Source organism: Methanohalobium evestigatum Z-7303, from assembly GCF_000196655.1.
Classification (GTDB): domain Archaea; phylum Halobacteriota; class Methanosarcinia; order Methanosarcinales; family Methanosarcinaceae; genus Methanohalobium; species Methanohalobium evestigatum.
This window is the reverse complement of record NC_014253.1, coordinates 877,598-897,335: the sequence shown is the minus strand read 5'-3', so window position 1 is coordinate 897,335 and position 19,738 is coordinate 877,598. Positions and strand designations below refer to the sequence as shown.

Below are 19,738 nucleotides of genomic sequence, written 5' to 3'. Positions count from 1 at the left end.
TATACTATCACTATATTTATTCGTATAGCAGAATTAAAATATAATGATGAATATGTCAGAAAGTTGTATATAATTCATGTGAAAATAAATCGTATGAAATCATTATAACTATATCATTGCTTAAGCGATACTATGGATTAAGGTACAAGGTGAACCTTTTGTTTGAAAATATGGATAATTATGACCTTAATGAATTTGTGCAGGATATAATAAACGGCAGAGGTTTATCGGATTCTGAAATAAAACATCTGTTATCTACTGAAAACCATAAAGAACTTGATAAATTATATCAGGTGTCAAGAATTGTCAGGGACAAATTCACTGGTAATAAGGTGTTTTTGTATAGTTTCATCTATTTTTCAACATACTGCAAAAATGAATGCTCATTTTGCTATTATAATAAATTAAACAACATTTCCAGGTATCGTTTAAGTACTGATGAAATTCTTAGAATTTGTTCATCTTTTAAAGGTAAACAGATTCATATGGTAGACCTGACAATGGGCGAAGATCCGTATTATCATAACAACCCTCATCTACTTGTTGATATTGTGAAAAATGTTAAAAATGAACTGGATTTGCCCATTATGGTATCACCCGGTGTAGTGGACAATGATACTCTGGAAAATCTTTATAATTCTGGCGCTGATTTTCTTGCACTTTATCAGGAAACGTATGATAAAGACCTATATGAGAGAATAAGAGTGGGTCAGTCATTTAGAGACCGTATTAATGCCAGAAAATTTGCCAAAAAAATAGGTTTTTGTGTAGAGGATGGAATTCTATCAGGAATAGAGCCGGACATTGAATCTCTTATAAAATCATTAAGGGGTATGGAAAATAATAACCCTGATATGGTCCGAGCAATGACTTTTACCCCTCAGGAAGGAACACCACTTGAAAATCAGAGACAGTCTTCCAGTGAGCAGGAATTAAAGATTATATCAATACTGAGATTAATGTTTCCCGACAAGTTGATACCTGCATCTCTTGATATAGAAGGAATCGATGGCATGGTTAAAAGACTTAATTCAGGAGCCAATGTTGTAACTTCAATAATACCATCCAATACAACTCTTGAAGGAGTTGTAAACTACGATAGAGATTTGGAAAAGAGAAACAGAAATGTGGAAAATGTTGTGTCCCGTTTAAAGACTATGGGAATGGAACCTGCAAAACAATCCGAATTCAATCAAATAATCGGTTTATAAAAAAATGAATACTATTGCTATAATAGGCGGTAAACTTCAGGGATTTGAAGTAACCTATCTTGCCAAAAAATCGGGAATGAAGGTTTTATTGATAGACAGGCATGAAAAACCTCTTATAAGAGATTTGGTGGATGAATTTTATAATTTTGACATCATAGAAAACCCTGAAAAACTTGTCGATATATCCCACAATGTTGATGCAATACTTCCGGTAAATGAAAATCAATCAACAATTAACTTTTTGGAAAATATCGTAAATAACCTGTACTGTCCTCTACTTTTTGATTTTAATGCCTATCGTATAAGCAGTGATAAACAGAAGTCCAAACAATATTTCAAGTCAATTAATATACCGACACCAAAGGATTATCCATGTAAATTACCGTGTATTATAAAACCACTTTCTGAGAGTAGCAGTATAGGAGTATCCATAATCCATGATAATAAATATCTGGACTCTAAAACAGATGAACTGAAAATTATCGAGGAATTTATTGAAGGTGATGTAGTATCTCTTGAAGTAGTAGGAGACGGGACAAATTTTGCGGTTGTAAAGGAAACCATAGTCCATATTGATGAAAAATACGACTGCCACATGGTCACACCCCTGGAACATGATATTGAATTTAGGAAAATAGCCTACAAACTTGCTTCAAACCTTGGACTGAAAGGTATAATGGATGTGGAAGCTATAAAAAATCCTGATGATTTAAGAGTTATTGAAATTGATGCCCGTTTCCCGAGTCAAACGCCTATAGTGGTTTATCATTCAACAGGAATCAATCTTTTGAATCTTTTAATGCAGGCTTTTTATGGCGATATCTGGGAAATTAATGGTAAAATCCAAGAAAATTATTGTACGCTTGAACACGTAATGCTAAGCGGTGGGGATTTGGTTCCTGTAGATGAACAAATATTGTCCAATGCTACAGAATATTCACAGTTTTATTGTTCCAATGGGTTGGAAATATTCAAATGTAGTGGAAGTAATCCGGCTTTTACACTGGTAATGTGGGGCGGTGATGAATCAACTGTAAAAGATTTAAGAGATATGGGATATTCGATTATAAAAGAAACCCATCAGGTTTTAAAATGTAATTATATAATGGGGCAGTAAATATGACGTTATTAACACCAGATGATTTGTACAATGTATCCAGACAATTTGAAAAAAATAATGACATTATCAAAAGGGCTACTGGTCAAGGGATAAGGGATATCTGTGAATCGGTATATAATACAAGGCTTGGAAATGAAAAAATCGGAATTATACCCATAACAGCAGGCAATGGAATTATTGATAATTTTGCAGAATCTCTCTTTACAATAACAAATTATCTGAAACTGGATGGATTTATTACAAATCACACTGATGTTGCCGGATATTATGAGGCTGTCAACCAAAATGCAGATATTTTATTGATGGCGGATGATTATGTTTTCATTGCTCACAATCTCCGAAACGGTAAAATTGCAACTAATCATGTCTGTACAGGAGTGATTTATGCAGAAATAGCATCCAGATGTAAATATGCAGATACCAAGGATATTCTTGTTATAGGTCTTGGTAAGGTGGGGTATGCAGGAGCATCGCATCTGATAAGAAAAGGTTTTAATGTTTATGCATATGACCCGGATAATGAGGCTCTTAATAGTGCTGTACAGGAATTGGGGGTACATCCGTACGATATCCACAGGGATGGTAAAAAGTTCTGTATGGTTTTTGAAGCCACTCCCAATGAAAATACCATTACAAAAGATATGATATCAGAAAGATGCCTTGTGTCAACTCCCGGAATTCCATGTGGACTCAGTCCAGAGTTGGGAAATGATTATGATGTTGATTTGGTTATGGAACCACTTCTTATAGGTGTTGCTTCAATGCTTTATTCGGTAATTTAAATCGGATTGTAAATTTTTTACAGGGTTAATAGTAACACTTATTTGTGATAACTAACATATATGATATATAACTTAATATTATTTGATTTAATTTGGTATCTAAAAAAGCTATTAGAATCCCTTATTTTTGAAATTAAGCCTTTGTAAACTTTTATTTTGGACATGAGGAATTCTAAATGCCTGTATTTTCAGTAACACTTATATATTATGAACTCGTATTGGAGAATGTTATAATTAATTAAATGGTATGTATAAAAAATCAATATACAAAATTATAATAAACATTTCAACTATGGTGGAATAACTATTTTGATGACGGAAAATGAATCTTCATTCGTAAGGGACTTTTCTTATAAACATAGTTTTAAGGATGGAGATACCAGTTCGTAATAATCATTGATAATATAATTGATAAGTATACGTTCTAACGTTTTATTTTTTCCGTTCACTCGGAACTATGAATCAAAAAATAGGAGTGTAAAATATGAGCAAACTCAAATATGACCACGTATTCACCTCAGAAGCAGTCGGCTCTGGACATCCAGATAAAGTGTGTGACCAGGTATCAGATGCAGTTTTGGATGCATGTCTGGCAGCCGATAAGGACAGCCGTGTAGCATGTGAAACACTTGTTGCACATGACCTTTTGATAAATGCAGGTGAAATAACCTGTAAAGGAATGGACCAGATAAACACAGAAAATATAGCACGTGATATAGTAAGGGATATCGGATATGACTGTGAAGACCTTCTTTTCTGGGACCAGTCCTTTGAATATATGTCAAAGATTCATGAACAATCCCCTGATATATCAATGGGTGTAACTGAAGGTATGGGATTGTATGAAGATCAGGGTGCAGGTGACCAAGGAATGATGTTTGGTTACGCCACCAATGAAACCCCTGAATTTATGCCTGCTCCAATTGCATATAGTCACAGATTACTGCAGTATCTTGATACTGTCCGTAAAGAAGGTAAGCTGTCTTATCTAAGACCGGATTCTAAATCACAGGTGTCAATAAAATATGTAAACGGGAAACCAGATCATATAACAACGGTAGTCGTATCTCAGCAGACAGATGATGTACCGCTTGAAAAAGTACGTAACGACATAGTAGACCTTGTTAATGATGTTCTTGAACCTACAGGATTGCTGAGGTCTGATACAGAATATTTCATCAATCCAACAGGTTCATTTGTTCTTGGCGGTCCTTATGCAGATGCAGGGCTTACCGGCCGTAAAATAATTGTTGATACCTATGGTGGAGTAGGCAGTCATGGAGGAGGTGCTTTCTCTGGTAAAGATCCATCCAAGGTCGACCGTTCAGCAGCATACTATGCAAGACATGCAGCCAAAAATATTGTAGCAGCAGGTCTTGCTGATAAATGTGAAATCCAGGTTGCATATGCAATAGGTGTTGCCAAACCGCTCAGTATAAACGTTGATACCTATGGTACAGGAGTGGTAGAAGATCAGGAAATCCAGGATGTACTGGAATCTGGTGAAATATTTGATTTCAGACCAGCAGCCCTGATAGATGACCTTGAATTGTTGAATCCAAAAGGTTGGTCATACAGGGAAGCATCTACATACGGTCATTTTGGCAGGGACATATTCCCATGGGAACAGCTTGACAAAGTGGATAGTCTGAGAGAAAAATTCAATCTCAACGTTGTAAAATGATTATAATTTAAATAACAATCATCACCGGTTCAAACCGGACAAGATTTGGACAAAAATTAAGAAAAATAGGATTAACTACGGTGAAAAAATGACAAATAATGATTACAAGATTAAAGATATAGGTCTGGCTGAATTAGGCCGTAAGCAAATAAATATGGCTGAAAAGGAAATGCCAGGGCTTATAGCTACACGTGAAAAATATGGTCCTCAAAAACCACTTAAAGGAGCACGTGTTAGCGGCAGTCTTCATATGACTGTTCAGACTGCTGTCCTTATTGAAACACTGGTTGAACTCGGTGCTGATGTACGCTGGGCATCATGTAATATATTCTCAACCCAGGATGAAGCTGCAGCTGCGATAGCAGCGGAAGGTATCCCTGTTTTTGCCTGGAAAGGTGAAACCGTTGATGAATACTGGTGGTGCACCAAACAGGCATTAACATGGTCAGATGGCAAAGGTCCACATCTTATAGTGGATGATGGTGGAGATGCAACCCTGATGATGCATCGTGGATATGAAGCAGAAGACAATCCATCTATCCTTGATGAACCAACAGAAAACAAAGACCTGATGGCTCAAAACAAAATACTGAAAGATTCACAGGCTGAAGACCCACAATTTTGGCATAAAGCAGTTGCTGAATGGAAGGGTGTTTCAGAAGAGACAACCACCGGTGTTCACAGGTTATATCACTGGGAAAAAGACGGAGAACTTCTTGTTCCTGCTATAAATGTCAACGACTCTGTTACAAAAAGCAAGTTTGACAACATCTATGGATGCAGAGAATCACTTGTAGATGCCATAAAACGTGGTACTGATGTAATGGTTGCAGGTAAGGTTGCTGTAGTCTGTGGATATGGAGATGTAGGTAAAGGTTCCGCTGAAGCACTTGCCAACCATAAGGCAAGAGTAATTGTTACTGAAAGTGACCCAATATGTGCACTTCAGGCATTAATGGAAGGATATTCTGTTATGACTGTAGAGGATGCACTCCCATACGGAGATATTTATGTAACAACTACAGGAAATCGTGATGTTATTACAACCGACCACATGTCAAAGATGAAAGATCAGGCAATTGTCTGTAACATAGGCCACTTTGACAACGAAATCCAGGTTGATGAATTAAACAAAATGAATAATGTAGAAAAAGTTGAAATCAAGCCGCAGGTAGATAAATATGAATTCCCAGACGGTCATTCAATTTATATGCTTGCAGAAGGTAGACTTGTCAACCTCGGACTTGCAACAGGTCATCCAAGCTTTGTGATGTCAAACAGTTTCACAAATCAGACACTTGCACAGATAGACCTCTGGGAGAATCCAAAGGATATCGGAGTCTATCGATTACCAAAAGTACTGGATGAAGAAGTTGCAAGGTTGCATCTTGACAAACTTGGAGCAAAACTAACCAAGATGACACAGGAACAGGCTGAATATATCGGTTTCCCTGTTGATGGACCGCATAAACCGGATCATTATCGGTACTAAACTATAGATTTGTGGATGTTTTTGTAAGGAGGGTTGCAATGAGGGGTAGGACCCTCCCTATTTCTACTTAAAACATTCTGCATTATGGCAAATTAATGTGGTATTAATAAATCAATTATTATCAAAACTTATAAAATTAGTTAATTAAAAAAATAAATAAACAAAGGAGGATATATATGGATAAATCTACAGAACAGGAATCTAAAGAGCAGGATTTTGGAGAAAAACCAACTTCAGTAAGGGAATCAGACCATTATCAGGATGAATATGTTCCCGGATTCGTCGATAAATGGGATGAACTCATTGACTGGGAGAGCCGGGCTAAAGGCGAAGGCAACACCATAATAAACATATTGAAAGAAAGAGGAGTCAAAAAGGTTCTTGATGTTGCTACAGGGACAGGTTTCAACTCCGTGCGGTTGTTACAGGCAGGTTTTGAAGTTGTAAGTGCAGACGGTAGCCCTGAAATGCTTGTCAAAGCCTTTGAAAACGCCAGGCAATACGGTTACCTGATGCGTACTGTACAGGCTGACTGGAGATGGATGAATAAAGATATACATGAAGAGTTTGATGCCATACTATGTCTTGGTAATTCATTCACACATCTTTTTAATGAACGCGACAGAAGGAAGGCACTGGCTGAATTCTATGCACTGTTAAAACACGACGGTGTACTGTTACTTGACCAGCGTAATTATGACTCTATACTCGACCAGGGATACTCAAGCAAACACGCTCATTATTACTGTGGAGACAGTGTTTCAGTGTATCCCGAACACGTCGATGAAGGGCTTGCAAGGTTTAGATACGAGTTCTTGGACAACTCAGTCTACTATCTCAACATGTTTCCATTGAGAAAAGATTACACAAGAAGACTTCTGCATGAGGTCGGATTCCAAGAAATAAAAACTCTTGGGGATTTTAAAGAGACGTACAAGGAAAATGAACCCGATTTCTTCCTTCATGTTGCTGAAAAAGAATACAAAGAAGATGAGGAGATGTAATAACTATGTCAGAAAGTGGAAAAACAGCAGTAGATAAAGCACAGGAATATTATAACAGTAATGATGCCGATAACTTCTATTTCACCATCTGGGGTGGTGAAGACATTCATGTCGGTCTTTATCAATCAGAAGATGAGCCAATATTTGATGCCAGTCGTCGTACAGTTGAGAGGATGGCATCTAAAATAAACAACTTGAACAAAAATAGTAAAATTTTGGATATAGGTGCAGGCTATGGTGGAGCTGCCAGATATCTTGCCAGAAACAATGGATGTCAGGTAGTTGCTCTAAATCTTAGTGAAGTGGAAAACGAACGTGACCGCAAAATGAATGAGGAACAGGCACTTGACCATCTGATAACAGTGGTTGACGGTAGTTTTGAAAATCTACCTTATCCAGATGATTCATTTGATGTAGTGTGGTCTCAGGATTCAATACTGCACAGCGGTGAACGTGAACAGGTTATAAAAGAAGTTGCCCGTGTTCTGAAAAGTGGTGGCGACTTCATATTCACAGACCCAATGCAAACTGATGACTGTCCAGAAGGAGTATTACAGCCAATTCTTGACCGTATACATCTGGAATCACTCGGATCTCCGGGATTCTATCGGGAATCTGCCAAAAAATACGGTATGAAAGAGATAGAATTTGAAGAACATACATCTCAGCTGCCAACCCATTACGGTAGAGTATTAAAAGAGACTAAAAGAAGAGAAGACGAACTATCTAATGTAGTCAGTCAGGAATACATCAATAATATGAAACAAGGACTCCAGCACTGGGTAAACGGTGGTAACAGCGGATACCTAACATGGGGAATATTCCATTTCCGTAAGGAATAATGATAATACCCTGTTTTATTTATTTTTTATATAAAATACATCTATAAATCTAAATATAAAGCATAAATAGGAGTAAAAACAATGGATAAAGCTTTAATTTGCGGTTCATTTGCCTTTGATAACATCATGGTATTTAATGACCAGTTCAAAAACCATATATTACCGGATAAAGTGCATATATTAAATGTATCTTTCCTTGTACCGGAATTACGTCGTGAATTCGGAGGATGTGCAGGAAATATAGCCTATAACCTCAAACTACTTGGCGGAGACCCACTTCCAATGGGTACTGTAGGTGCGGATTTTGACCCTTATTCTCAGTGGATGGATGACCAAAACATCAGTCGGGAACATGTCACAGTATTAAATGAAACATTTACTGCACAGGCGTTTATAACAACAGATATGGATGACAATCAGATAACAGCTTTCCATCCCGGGGCTATGAATTATTCACATCATAATTCGGTGCTTGATGCTAACGACCCTACCGTAGGAATTGTAGCACCTGATGGCAGAGACGGGATGGTTCAGCACGCATCAGAGTTTGTTCATGCAGGGATACCTTTCATATTTGACCCCGGGCAGGGTCTTCCAATGTTTAACGGAGAAGAACTCATGGACTTTATCGATAAGGCAACATGGTTGACAGTTAATGATTATGAATGGCAACTGATAAGTGACCGTACTGGTAAAAACAAAGAGGAAATTGCCACATATCTTGATGCACTGATTATTACAAAGGGTCCTGAAGGTTCATTAATCTATACCGATGATGAAGTAATTCATGTTCCTGCAGCCGAGCCAAAAGAATTAAAAGACCCAACTGGCTGTGGTGATGCGTACCGGGCAGGATTGCTCTATGGTCTGACAAACGACCTTGACTGGGAAACCACCGGAAGAATCGCGTCTTTGATGGGTGCTATAAAAATTGAACATCAGGGAACCCAGAACCATTATTTTGAAATAGAAGATTTCAAAAAACGTTTTGAAGAATCCTTTGATATGAGCTTTTAAGTCAGACAGTTTCCATACCAGAAACTTCTGATTTTTATCTATTTACAAACATTTACTAAACTGGAAATCAATACCATAAATTTGATGCTTGGGAGAAGGGGTTCAGGTATATCTTTATTACCGCTTCTAATGGTCAATTTTATTGGTACACTTGGGTTTAGCATAGTTTTGCCTTTTCTGGTTTTTCTGGTTGACAGGTTTGGTGGTAACTCTATAATTTATGGTATAATAGGGGCAACGTATCCTGTATTCCAGTTGGTTGGGGCTCCGGTACTCGGGCGCTGGTCTGACATTTATGGGAGAAAAAAAATACTATTTTTGAGCCAGCTTGGAACACTGCTTTCGTGGTTTATATTTTTAATAGCGTTGTTGATACCCATAACTACCCTGATGGAAATAGATAACAATATTCTGGGAAGTTTTAACCTGACTGTACCTCTTTTAATACTTTTTGTTGCAAGGGCTCTTGACGGCATAACCGGGGGAAATGTTTCTGTTGCAAATGCATACCTTGCAGATATAACCAGTGAAGAAGATAGAAGTAAAAACTATGGGTGGATGTCGGTAACTACCAATCTTGGTCTTATTGTGGGTCCGGCTCTTGCGAGTATATTAAGTGCTATATCCTATCAGTACCTTTCGCCGGTTTTTGCAGCGATAATTATCTCTTTCATTGGTACGTTAGTGATACTATTTATAGTACCAGAATCCAGAAAATGTGTTTACCAGTTTGAAGACAAAACAAACCTTAAAGATGTATTTGGTTATGAGCAAAGGGAATGCGGTGTTTATTCATCTGGCGGAGAGAAAGTTGAAAAGATAGGTTTTAAGCGTATTTTAAAAATTAATCATATACCCTATGTACTTTTGCTCTATTTTCTCATATTTTTGGGGTTTAACATATTTTATACAGCATTCCCGTTACATGCGCTCAATTTGCTCGAATGGCAGGTTTCTGATATGGGTTTATATTTTACAGTCCTAAGTTCTATGATGATGTTTGTAGAGGGTCCGGTGTTTAGTAATGCGGCTAAGGTTTACTCTGATAGTTTTCTTGTGGTTATAGGCAGTTTTGTGCTTGGGATTAATTTCCTTTTACTGGTAACAGGAAGTGAAATATTAACATACATTGCTGCTATTTTCTTTGCTGTAGGTAATGGGTTGATGTGGCCATCGGTGCTTTCCATTCTTTCAAAATTTGCGGGGCCAAAATATCAGGGAGCTGTTCAGGGATTTGCTGGAAGTTTTATGAGTCTAGCAAGTATTGCAGGCTTAATATTTGGTGGGTTTTTATATGGTTACTTGAGTACTGGAACATTTTTTATTTCAGCAGTTATAATTTATATTGTGTTTGTATTATCGTTCAGACTCCTTGGATTTAAAAAATCGTGATATTCAAACGTTTCCAAGTATTGATACTACCATAGCCACTGATATTAGTACAAGAATAATTGTTGCGGGTATAACTACATATATAAATGTTTCATCTCTTGAAATAGTTCGAATTTTTCTTCACCTCATCATTTACATATTCAGGACTTTGCACCAGAGTATGAGTTGTTTTTTACAAAATTTGAAAAGGTTCTAAGCTATAAAAATATTTGTATATAGCCTTCATTTTCTTACTGTACTGAATCCGATAAATGAATATGGTGTGCAGTGTCGGGTCATTGCAGTAAACAAACCGGCAAGAGCTATAAGAGCTGTTACCCAGTTCCATGGGTATGTTTCGACAAGATCCATGGCAAGTGCGATTGTGGCTATACTACCTATTAAAGCACGAGCATAGAGGTCAACTCCTCCAACATTTTCCTGTAAAAGAGCTTCTTTTAGATTTATCTTCATGTGCAGAATTTGGGCATCTATGAAGGAGAATGAAAGAGGAAACATAGATGCCCTTGTATTAGTTCACCCCTACTTTATAATCTTCACAATTCATCATTATGGTTTTCCTGATATAAAATACAAACGTGTGCAATATTTGTTCAGTTCTAAAATTTATAACGTGGTTGTATATTATAACAGTATTGTGTAATTTTTAAATTTAGTTGATACGAGCCATGTATGTACCGCATTCAGGACATGATGTACGTTTACATGGTGACCCTACTCGGTGAGGATGTTCGTACCCACATTTTGGGCATTCACACATACCTTTTGTTTTACTGGAAACTACGTCATTGTAATTGATAAACTTAGTAACATTAGATAACTAATTTTATTATCAGTTACATTCGTGAGATATACTCACCGGGTGTAACGCTACACCCTCTATCCCATCTAAATCAGGGATTGCTTTTTTCATAATATTATAGGCACCATTTACATCGGCATTGATTATAGTGCCGTTAGATGATTGGAAAAGCCCTTTTTTAATTCTTTTACCAATATAAGAAGTCCTTCTCACAACTGGTTCACCATCGAGGAACGAACACTTCGATGTATAGGATTCTTCTTGCTCAATCACTTTCAATCCAACATCTTCGGCTTTGTATTTTAGTTGTTCAAGAAGTCTATGAAATGGAATCTGTGTAAACTTTTGGTTATTGCGCTTACCCATATACACTTCTTGTTTCCACCCTTCGTTATATCCAATGACTAGTGTGCCGATGTTGTGTTTGACACAAAAATCAACAATCCTTTTACTTGCTTTATGGAAGAAGTCATTGATTTTCATTTTATATTTATGGTATAGTTTTTTTAGTTTTTTGCTATTTTTGATGCCTAATTTATCATAAATGGATTTTAGTTTTCCAGTATTTTTTGTTGTAGAACTGGTTTATTGATTTTGCGACTCCGCCCTTAATAACAATCGGTTTTTCACCGATATTATTCACCATAGTGACGATATTATTAATCCCCAAATCGATACTGGCGATGTTTTCTTCGTTTGGATCTGGTGTTTCTAAATCCTTCTCGTAAACAATTTCACACTTATAACCAACACCCATAGGAATAATTCGAACTTGATTTAGTTTAGTGTCATCTGTAAGACGAGTTTCTACTTGCAGGTTCGTTTTCTTCGGTAACTTGAGGACTCCGTTTTTTATCTTACACTGTTGGTTCGTGAAAGTGAGAATATTTTCGCCATTTTTCTTTTTATATTTTGGTGGGTTGGGTTTTGAATAGTAATTTTCTGGGTTCTTTTCCCAGTCTTTAATTGATTGGAAGAAAGATTTCCAGTTTTTATCCATCAGTTTTAGTGTCTGTTGTGCTGTTTGTGTGGGTAAAACAGAATAATTTTCAGTACCTTTTAACTGTTTATTTAGTTCTTCGTATCTTACCCAATCACCTTCATCATTTAGAGATTGTTTAACTATGAAGTTTGCCTGGTTGTATAAGTTCTTGGAAATATGACACAACCAGCTAAGGTTTTTATCATAATTTAGGTATATCGTTTCGGTTCTTTTTACCATAACAATCTCCATGATGAATATAATTGATTAATTGATTATATTTTCTGTTATCAATTCTTATATATTTTACTTATAAAGTATACTATATTTTTTTCACTTGGTTTTTTTACACTCCCTTGACCTTTTGAATGAAACATTTGATTGCTGTCGATTTTATCTTCTTGAATCTCAAAACCTCCTCCTATATTTGTTCCTGTTTGTTATAAGTAGTTTTTAGCTGGTTTTGTATAATTCTCTTCTCCTATATTGATATTTTTATAATAGCGTTAGTTATTTGGTCTATCTATTAATGTAATTTTCTTTGATTTGTTTTACAGGGGGAAAATTGAAATAAGAACAAATAGCATTTTTATTAAAGATTTAAACAACTGTTGTACTAAATCTTGAATGTTTTTGTAAGGGGAATATTATATAAAGGAGTAAAATCTTAGAAATATAATATAGGTTTTGTATAAACCAAAGAATTAATATCAACTATAATACAATCACTTTGTATATTATAGAACTAAACCACATGAGTGTTACTCTATGACAGATAAAAGACGAAGGCGAAATTGGTTTGAAGAGTTCTTTGGGTCAGAATCATTTGAAAACATAGAAGATATGATCGAGCATATGATTGATAAACTGGGTGTAAACATGGATGACCCATCAGAACAGCCATATGTCTATGGATTCTCTATCACTCGAAAACCAGGTGAAGACCCGGAAATCCGCAGTTTTGGTAATTTCTCTACTGAAGATTTTAATGAAGATTACACTGAATATGAAAATGAAACCACTGACGTAAAACCGGTAAGCATTGATGAAAGAAAACCACTTATTGATGTCATGGAATCTGATGACCATGTATACGTGGTTGCGGAAATGCCAGGGGTTGAAAAAGAGGACATTAACCTTCACTCAACTGAATGGACAGTTGAAATCACAGCAACAAAAGGTGAATCCAATTATTCAGAAATAGTTGAATTTCCTGTAAAGGTTGACCCAAATAGTGCCAGTGCTACATTCAAAAATGGTGTCCTTGAGATTATATTTGATAAAACAGACACCGATCAGAAGGTAGCCATTGATATTAGCTGATTAATATGCAGTGGGTGTGGTTATCTATCGCCCACCTATCTTTTAGATAAATATATTATTGATATTTCGTTTTAAATAATCTATTTTTAGCTATTTTTTAAACTTTTTAATGATAGGATTATCGTGTATATCTATATATTAATTCTTAATTAAAAACAGTTATATATTTGAAAATGTATCTGGATGTGCATGAATTCATTTACGGTAATCGCGCTTGCAATCTTTTTACCATTTTTATCCGCAGCAACAGTCCCTTTAGCACAAAAAATCCTGAGACATAGGGTGGGATGGTTCGCATCAGCAATGGCGTTTGTAAGCTTTTTGCTGATTGCATATGTTGCTCCTGTTGTAATTCATGGTGATACTTTCACAGGCGCGGTTTCCTGGCTGCCTTCTGTAGGAGTAGAATTCAGTGTCTATATAGATGGATTAAGTCTTTTGATTGGATTGATAGCATCAGGAATAGGCATAATCATAATGTCATATTCCAATGGGTATATGTCTCATAAAGAAGACCTTTCAAGATACTATCAATACCTTCTTTTGTTTATGGGTTCCATGATAGGAATGGTTTTTTCAGCCAATACCATCCAGCTTTTTATTTTCTGGGAACTTACAAGTATTACATCTTTTTTGTTGATAGGATTCTGGAGGCACAGACCTCTATCTATATATGGTGCAACAAAGTCACTGATTATTACTGCTGCCGGTGGACTTATAATGTTTATCGGTTTTTTAATATTACATTCAATAACCGGTACTTTTGACATCCCAACTATTCTTCATGATTCATCAATGATAGAAAACATAAAAAACCATGATTTATTCCTTGTAACTCTAATTTTTATATTTATAGGAGCTGCTGCCAAATCGGCACAGGGTCCTTTTTATATCTGGCTGCCAAACGCAATGGAAGCACCTACGCCGGTAAGTGCTTTTCTTCACTCGGCTACAATGGTTAAGGCGGGCGTATTCCTCATTGCTCGTATCCATCCGATATTTTCAGGAACTGAAGCATGGTTTTTACTGGTTTCAGGTACTGGTATGGCTACTATGGTACTTGCAGGTTTTCTGGCATTTCGACAAAACGACATTAAAGGGATACTTGCATTTTCTACTATCAGCCAGCTCGCTTACCTTGTAACCATGTATGGTTATACGACCTATCATGAACCTGGCATAGGAGTTGCTGCAGCGACATTTCATCTGTTAAATCATGCTACATTTAAAGCCTGTCTGTTTCTTGTAGCAGGTATAGTAGCACATGAAGCTGCAACAAGAGACATCCGAAAACTGGGAGGTTTAAGACATGAAATGCCGTTAACCTTTATTGTTGCCTCTATCGGAGCACTGGCAATGGCGGGTATTCCTCCATTGAACGGGTTTTTGAGCAAGGAAATGTTTTATAAATCTTCTGTAGAAATGGGTGCAGCACTTGGATTCCCATTCAGCATAATCGTTCCCGCAATTGCTGTTGTAGGTGGGGTGTTGACATTTGCCTATTCTATAAAACTGATAGATGGGATATTTCTTGGAAAACGTAAGGATGAATTCCTTCCTCATCATATCCATGAAGCACCCTATGTAATGTTGATACCGGCAGGTTTGCTTTCAGTTCTTGTTATCTTGTTCGGACTGGTTCCTTCAATACCGGTGCATAATATAATAGAACCGGCAACCTCAGGAATACTCCTTGAAACAGCGCATCTACATGTAACCCACTGGCATGGATTTACCCCTGCTTTTATGATGACAATAATCACTTTTGTACTCGGTTTGCTTATATATACAAAATACGAATCACTTGCATCATGGCAAGATAGGTTAAATGCATCCTATCCCTGGATAAGTGTCAATTATTACTATGATGCGATAGTAAATAATGCAAGGACAAACGCTTACAAGGTATCCTCATTTGTACAACCGGGTTTTGTCAAAACATACATCAATGCGCTTTTAATTTTAACGATAGCCCTGATAATGATTCCTTTGATAGTTCTTTCAGGAGACCTGATACCTCAGACCCTGAATTTTGATGTAAATCCTTATGAAGCATTGCTGATGTTGTTAATGGTGGTTGCAGCAATAGCAGCTACGGTTTTGCCAAAATATATCCCTGCAATTATAGCACTATCTTCTCTGGGATATATGGTAAGCCTTCTATTTATCTATTTAAAGGCACCAGACTTGGCATTAACCCAGATACTTGTAGAAACACTGACTACTATTATATTCCTGCTTGTTATTGTAAGGATACCGCAAACATTCAGGGAAAAGCTCTCTAAAGCAAACCTGACAAGAGATGTTTTTATTTCCGGATTAGTATCAGTAGGGGTGTTTATTGTACTGATAAATGCTACACAGGGAATAGTACCTCCATTTGAATCACTGTCACATTATTTCATTGAAAAAAGCGTTTCACTTACCGGAGGACACAACCTGGTTAATGTGATACTGGTTGATTTCAGGGGCTATGATACACTGGGTGAAATATCGGTACTTTGCTTGGCAGCACTTGGTGTTTATAATTTGATTCATAGCAGAGGTGAAAGATGAATGACAACACTGATTACTAAAACCGTATCTAAAGCCAGTGTACCCTTGATTATATTGTTCTCGATATCCCTTCTTATTGCAGGACATAACAGTCCGGGTGGAGGTTTTATCGGGGGCGTTATGTTTGCAGCATCTCTATCTCTGCTTTATGTTGTTTTTGGACTTGATCACATCAAATCCGTTTTAAATCCAGATTGGGGAAAATGGTTTGGATTTGGATTGTTGCTTTCGGTATTAACAGCTTTTGGAGCAATATTTTTTGGATATAACTTTTTCAGGAGTTCTATAAAGTTTATACATCTTCCTTTGGTTGGTGAAATCGAACTTGTTTCATCCATTCTGTTTGATATAGGTGTATATTTTGTTGTAATCGGGTCACTGCTGTATATTTTCAGAAAAGTAGGTGATGATAAATGAGTAATGTTTTTCTTTCACTCACCATTGCTATACTTTTTGGGCTGGGCACTTTTTTAATCTTAAGAAAGGATGTCATAAAAGTAATAATTGGTCTTAGTATAATCTCTCATGCAGTTAACGTTTTTATTGTATCCTCTGGGGTGTTTAATGGAGATAATGCACCTATAATAAATGGACATGGGTCTGATAGTTCATCAAACATTATCTTTAACGATGTACTGGATAATGATGTGCTGGCACCAGTTGTTGCAAATACAAAAGAGGTTGTATATGTAGACCCACTGGTACAGGCGCTTGTATTAACAGCTATTGTTATTGGATTTTCAATAACGGCATTTATACTAATACTTGCTTATCGGATATATGAAGAATACGGTACCACTGATATAACAGAACTCAAGAGGTTATGGGGATGAATATAGCGTCAATTACAGACCATCTACCAATTTTGATGGTAGCAATACCGATACTGTTTTCAGCACTCATGATGTTTCTGCGGTCAGCACCATCTGTACAAAAAGTAATTAATCTGACAGTATCATTTGGGTTGCTTATTTTAAGTATTCTGCTTTTAATTAATGTGTTAAACAACGGTATAGTTGTATACGAAATCGGTGAATGGGGTAAATATGGTATTGTACTTGTGGCTGACCTTTTAAGTGCTGGTATGGTGTTTTTAAGCAGTGGTATATCATTCCTGGCTTTGTTATATTCAATGGACTATATGGAAGAAAAGTCGCTGGGTTCTACCTATCATTCACTCTTTAATTTACTTGTTGCAGGTATTAACGGGACATTCCTTACAGGAGACATATTCAATCTTTTTGTGTTCTTTGAAATACTTCTCCTCTCGTCTTGTGGTCTTGTTGTAGCATATGGTAAAGGAGGATTTACCAAAAGTGACCACAAAATGGAAGCGACTTTCAAATACCTTGTTTTGAATATGATCAGTTCTTTCATCATGTTAGTAGCCATAGCTTCATTGTATGCAACAGTGGGTACGCTGAACATGGCAGATATGGCTGCAAAAATAAATGTAATGAGTGAAACCGGTAATCTTCCATGGCATATATTCCCTGCAGCTTTACTTTTTATAGTTGTATTCGGTAATAAAGCGGCTATATTCCCTCTACACTACTGGCTTCCAGATGTACATCCCTCGGCACCTTCGCCCATAAGTGCAATGCTTAGTGGTGTGCTTATAAAAGTTGGTGCTTATGGAATACTCCGGATGTTTTTCCTTATATTTGACGGAACGCTTTATATGTTCCAGCCGATAATCATTTTCTTGGCGCTTGTTACGATAATCCTTGGGTCAATTTCTGCTGTAGGTCAGAATGATATCAAACGTTTGCTTGCTTATTCCAGTATTAGTCAAATTGGATATGTATTCCTTGGAATCGGAATGGGAACTGTAACTACAATAGCAGCTTCTCTGGTGTATCTTGTAAACCATGCAGTTGCAAAATCAATGCTTTTTATGGCTTCTGGGAGCATTATCCATGAAGCTGGTACAAGGGATATGAGAAAAATGGGTGGTATGGTGAATAGTGCGCCGTTTTTGAGTGGAATGTTTCTAATAGGAGCAATGTCGGTCGCAGGAATCCCTCCGATGGGTGGATTTATTGCCAAATTTGTACTGTTTGATTCTGGTATAACCAGTAAGTATTATATTCCAATACTAATCGCACTGGTATTTGCAGTATTTACAGTATTTTATATGATAAGAGCATGGCAGAGAATTTTCTGGGGAGAGGTGAGAAGTGAAAAATATGATGAATATCACTCTCATGGATTATCATGGAAGATGTCTGTACCTATACTGGTTTTATCAGTTTTAGTAGTTGTTTTCGGGTTATATGCAGAGCCCCTTTTATCACTCGCACAATCAACTGCCAGTCAGATAATAGACCCACAGGCATATATTGATGCAGTCTTGACGAGGGAAGTACGATGAAGCAATATATTGTTTATTCCATTCCTCTTGCGATTTTATGGTGTTTTGTAAACGGAGATATAAGTATAGTAAATTTTATGCTCGGACTGGTACTGAGTCCTGTTGTTATAAAACCCTTCAAATCCCTTTATAATTTTGAAGCAGAGGTAAGTATTAGAGATAATATTCGACGAATCCCCAAACAATTGAAATATCTGGCAGTACTTGCTATCGAAATAACCAAAGCCAATATCATGGTGGCAAAAATAGTCCTCAGACCAAGAATCAATATAAATCCGGGGATTATAACAGTACCAATAAGAGCAAAAACCGATGCTGGAATTACTGCAATCGCAAATACTATTTCCCTGACACCGGGAACGCTTACAATTGATGTGGCGGATGATAAATCGGTATTGTATGTACACTTGATTGATATACATGACCGAGAAGAAATACGTGCATCCATAAGAGATGATCTGGAAGAATATGTACTGGAGGCATTAGAATAAATACAATACTATTTGATTTTGTACTTACATTTCTGGTATTTTCGATAATACCCTGTGTTTACAGAATTATAAAAGGACCTACTATACCCGACCGAGTAGTGGCACTTGATGCAATGACACTGGTTATAGTAGCTACACTGGGTGTTTATTCCTTTATACAGGAATCGGTGTTTTTTATGGACGTAGCACTTGTACTGTCAATAATTGCTTTTGTGGGTACTGTGACAATATCCAAATATCTTGATGAAGGGGTGGTATTTTGATAGGAATCGATTTTATTCTTGACATTTTAAGTAATATATTCCTCATTGTCGGTTTGTTTTTTGTATTTCTTGGTATGCTTGGACTTATACGTTTACCTGATGTCTATAACCGGCTACACACTACTACAAAAATAGGTACACTTGGTGCTTTTGGTGTTATGTTGAGTATATTACTAAAAGTTGGATTCAGTGCCATGGGTCTTAAGGCGGTAACGATTGGTTTGTTCCTGCTGTTAACCGCACCAGTTGCAGCACACATGATAGCCCGTGCAGCTCACAGGCATGGCGTAGATCTTTGTGATGAATCTATTATTGATGAGTATTGTGATTCCTATGATAAATAAAAATTACATCGATAATCGAAAGTTATAAGTAACAATTTTTAATACTTTTCCCTGATACA

At 36.7% G+C, this 19,738-nt stretch carries 20 protein-coding genes; 17 read left to right on the top strand and 3 right to left on the bottom strand.

Going from position 1 to position 19,738, the window contains the following annotated elements:
* The first annotated feature begins 158 nt into the window (after positions 1-158).
* From pylB to METEV_RS04595, 9 genes are all read left to right on the top strand, one after another.
* Positions 159-1,211, top strand: coding sequence for a methylornithine synthase PylB (gene pylB / locus METEV_RS04635; RefSeq protein WP_394296169.1), 1,053 nt, complete (start codon positions 159-161; stop codon positions 1,209-1,211).
* 4 nt (positions 1,212-1,215) lie between these two features.
* Positions 1,216-2,328, top strand: a complete 1,113-nt coding sequence (gene pylC, locus METEV_RS04630) for a 3-methylornithine--L-lysine ligase PylC (RefSeq protein WP_013194398.1) — start codon at positions 1,216-1,218, stop codon at positions 2,326-2,328.
* A 2-nt stretch (positions 2,329-2,330) separates the two neighbouring features.
* Positions 2,331-3,113 (top strand): 3-methylornithyl-N6-L-lysine dehydrogenase PylD, encoded by a 783-nt coding sequence (pylD, locus tag METEV_RS04625; protein WP_013194397.1) that lies wholly within the window; start codon positions 2,331-2,333, stop codon positions 3,111-3,113.
* A gap of 484 nt (positions 3,114-3,597) precedes the next feature.
* Positions 3,598-4,797, top strand: a complete 1,200-nt coding sequence (gene metK / locus METEV_RS04620) for a methionine adenosyltransferase (protein WP_013194396.1) — start codon at positions 3,598-3,600, stop codon at positions 4,795-4,797.
* 88 nt (positions 4,798-4,885) lie between these two features.
* A complete protein-coding gene (gene ahcY / locus METEV_RS04615) occupies positions 4,886-6,289 on the top strand; it encodes an adenosylhomocysteinase (protein ID WP_013194395.1) in 1,404 nt (467 codons plus the stop codon).
* Between the two features lie 176 nt (positions 6,290-6,465).
* A complete protein-coding gene (locus METEV_RS04610) occupies positions 6,466-7,293 on the top strand; it encodes a glycine/sarcosine N-methyltransferase (protein ID WP_013194394.1) in 828 nt (275 codons plus the stop codon).
* A 5-nt stretch (positions 7,294-7,298) separates the two neighbouring features.
* Positions 7,299-8,135, top strand: coding sequence for a class I SAM-dependent methyltransferase (locus tag METEV_RS04605; protein WP_013194393.1), 837 nt, complete (start codon positions 7,299-7,301; stop codon positions 8,133-8,135).
* 81 nt (positions 8,136-8,216) lie between these two features.
* Positions 8,217-9,152, top strand: a complete 936-nt coding sequence (locus tag METEV_RS04600) for a carbohydrate kinase family protein (RefSeq protein ID WP_013194392.1) — start codon at positions 8,217-8,219, stop codon at positions 9,150-9,152.
* A gap of 84 nt (positions 9,153-9,236) precedes the next feature.
* Entirely contained in the window at positions 9,237-10,544 is a 1,308-nt protein-coding gene (locus tag METEV_RS04595) for an MFS transporter (RefSeq protein ID WP_013194391.1), read from the top strand.
* Between the two features lie 222 nt (positions 10,545-10,766).
* On the opposite strand, the gene METEV_RS04590 is transcribed toward METEV_RS04595, so the two are convergent.
* The 3 genes from METEV_RS04590 to METEV_RS12840 all read right to left on the bottom strand — a co-directional run bounded on the left by METEV_RS04590 (position 10,767) and on the right by METEV_RS12840 (position 12,568).
* Positions 10,767-11,042, bottom strand: a complete 276-nt coding sequence (locus METEV_RS04590) for a YgaP family membrane protein (RefSeq protein WP_013194390.1) — start codon at positions 11,040-11,042, stop codon at positions 10,767-10,769.
* 334 nt (positions 11,043-11,376) lie between these two features.
* Positions 11,377-11,874, bottom strand: coding sequence for a transposase (locus METEV_RS12660; RefSeq protein WP_269634955.1), 498 nt, complete (start codon positions 11,872-11,874; stop codon positions 11,377-11,379).
* 10 nt (positions 11,875-11,884) lie between these two features.
* Complete coding sequence (locus METEV_RS12840) at positions 11,885-12,568, bottom strand: transposase (RefSeq protein WP_269634943.1); 684 nt, start codon at positions 12,566-12,568, stop codon at positions 11,885-11,887.
* A 528-nt stretch (positions 12,569-13,096) separates the two neighbouring features.
* On the opposite strand from METEV_RS12840, the gene hsp20 reads away from it, so the two are divergent.
* From hsp20 to mnhG, 8 genes are all read left to right on the top strand, one after another.
* Positions 13,097-13,651 carry an archaeal heat shock protein Hsp20 gene (gene hsp20 / locus METEV_RS04580; protein ID WP_013194389.1) on the top strand — a complete coding sequence of 185 codons (555 nt, stop codon included), beginning with the start codon at positions 13,097-13,099 and terminating at the stop codon, positions 13,649-13,651.
* 189 nt (positions 13,652-13,840) lie between these two features.
* On the top strand, positions 13,841-16,207 hold the full coding sequence (gene mbhE / locus METEV_RS04575) for a hydrogen gas-evolving membrane-bound hydrogenase subunit E (protein ID WP_013194388.1): 2,367 nt from the start codon (positions 13,841-13,843) through the stop codon (positions 16,205-16,207).
* Positions 16,208-16,624, top strand: a complete 417-nt coding sequence (locus tag METEV_RS04570) for a monovalent cation/H+ antiporter subunit B (RefSeq protein WP_013194387.1) — start codon at positions 16,208-16,210, stop codon at positions 16,622-16,624. It begins immediately after the preceding gene.
* A complete protein-coding gene (locus METEV_RS04565) occupies positions 16,621-17,040 on the top strand; it encodes an NADH-quinone oxidoreductase subunit K (RefSeq protein WP_013194386.1) in 420 nt (139 codons plus the stop codon). The genes METEV_RS04570 and METEV_RS04565 overlap by 4 nt, the downstream gene beginning before the upstream one ends.
* On the top strand, positions 17,037-18,581 hold the full coding sequence (locus METEV_RS04560; RefSeq protein ID WP_013194385.1) for an NADH-quinone oxidoreductase subunit M: 1,545 nt from the start codon (positions 17,037-17,039) through the stop codon (positions 18,579-18,581). Before METEV_RS04565 ends, METEV_RS04560 begins: the two co-directional genes overlap by 4 nt.
* A complete protein-coding gene (locus METEV_RS04555) occupies positions 18,578-19,072 on the top strand; it encodes a Na+/H+ antiporter subunit E (RefSeq protein ID WP_013194384.1) in 495 nt (164 codons plus the stop codon). Before METEV_RS04560 ends, METEV_RS04555 begins: the two co-directional genes overlap by 4 nt.
* Positions 19,048-19,335 (top strand): cation:proton antiporter, encoded by a 288-nt coding sequence (locus METEV_RS04550; RefSeq protein WP_332258480.1) that lies wholly within the window; start codon positions 19,048-19,050, stop codon positions 19,333-19,335. Before METEV_RS04555 ends, METEV_RS04550 begins: the two co-directional genes overlap by 25 nt.
* On the top strand, positions 19,332-19,679 hold the full coding sequence (mnhG, locus tag METEV_RS04545; RefSeq protein WP_013194382.1) for a monovalent cation/H(+) antiporter subunit G: 348 nt from the start codon (positions 19,332-19,334) through the stop codon (positions 19,677-19,679). Before METEV_RS04550 ends, mnhG begins: the two co-directional genes overlap by 4 nt.
* Positions 19,680-19,738: the final 59 nt, after the last annotated feature.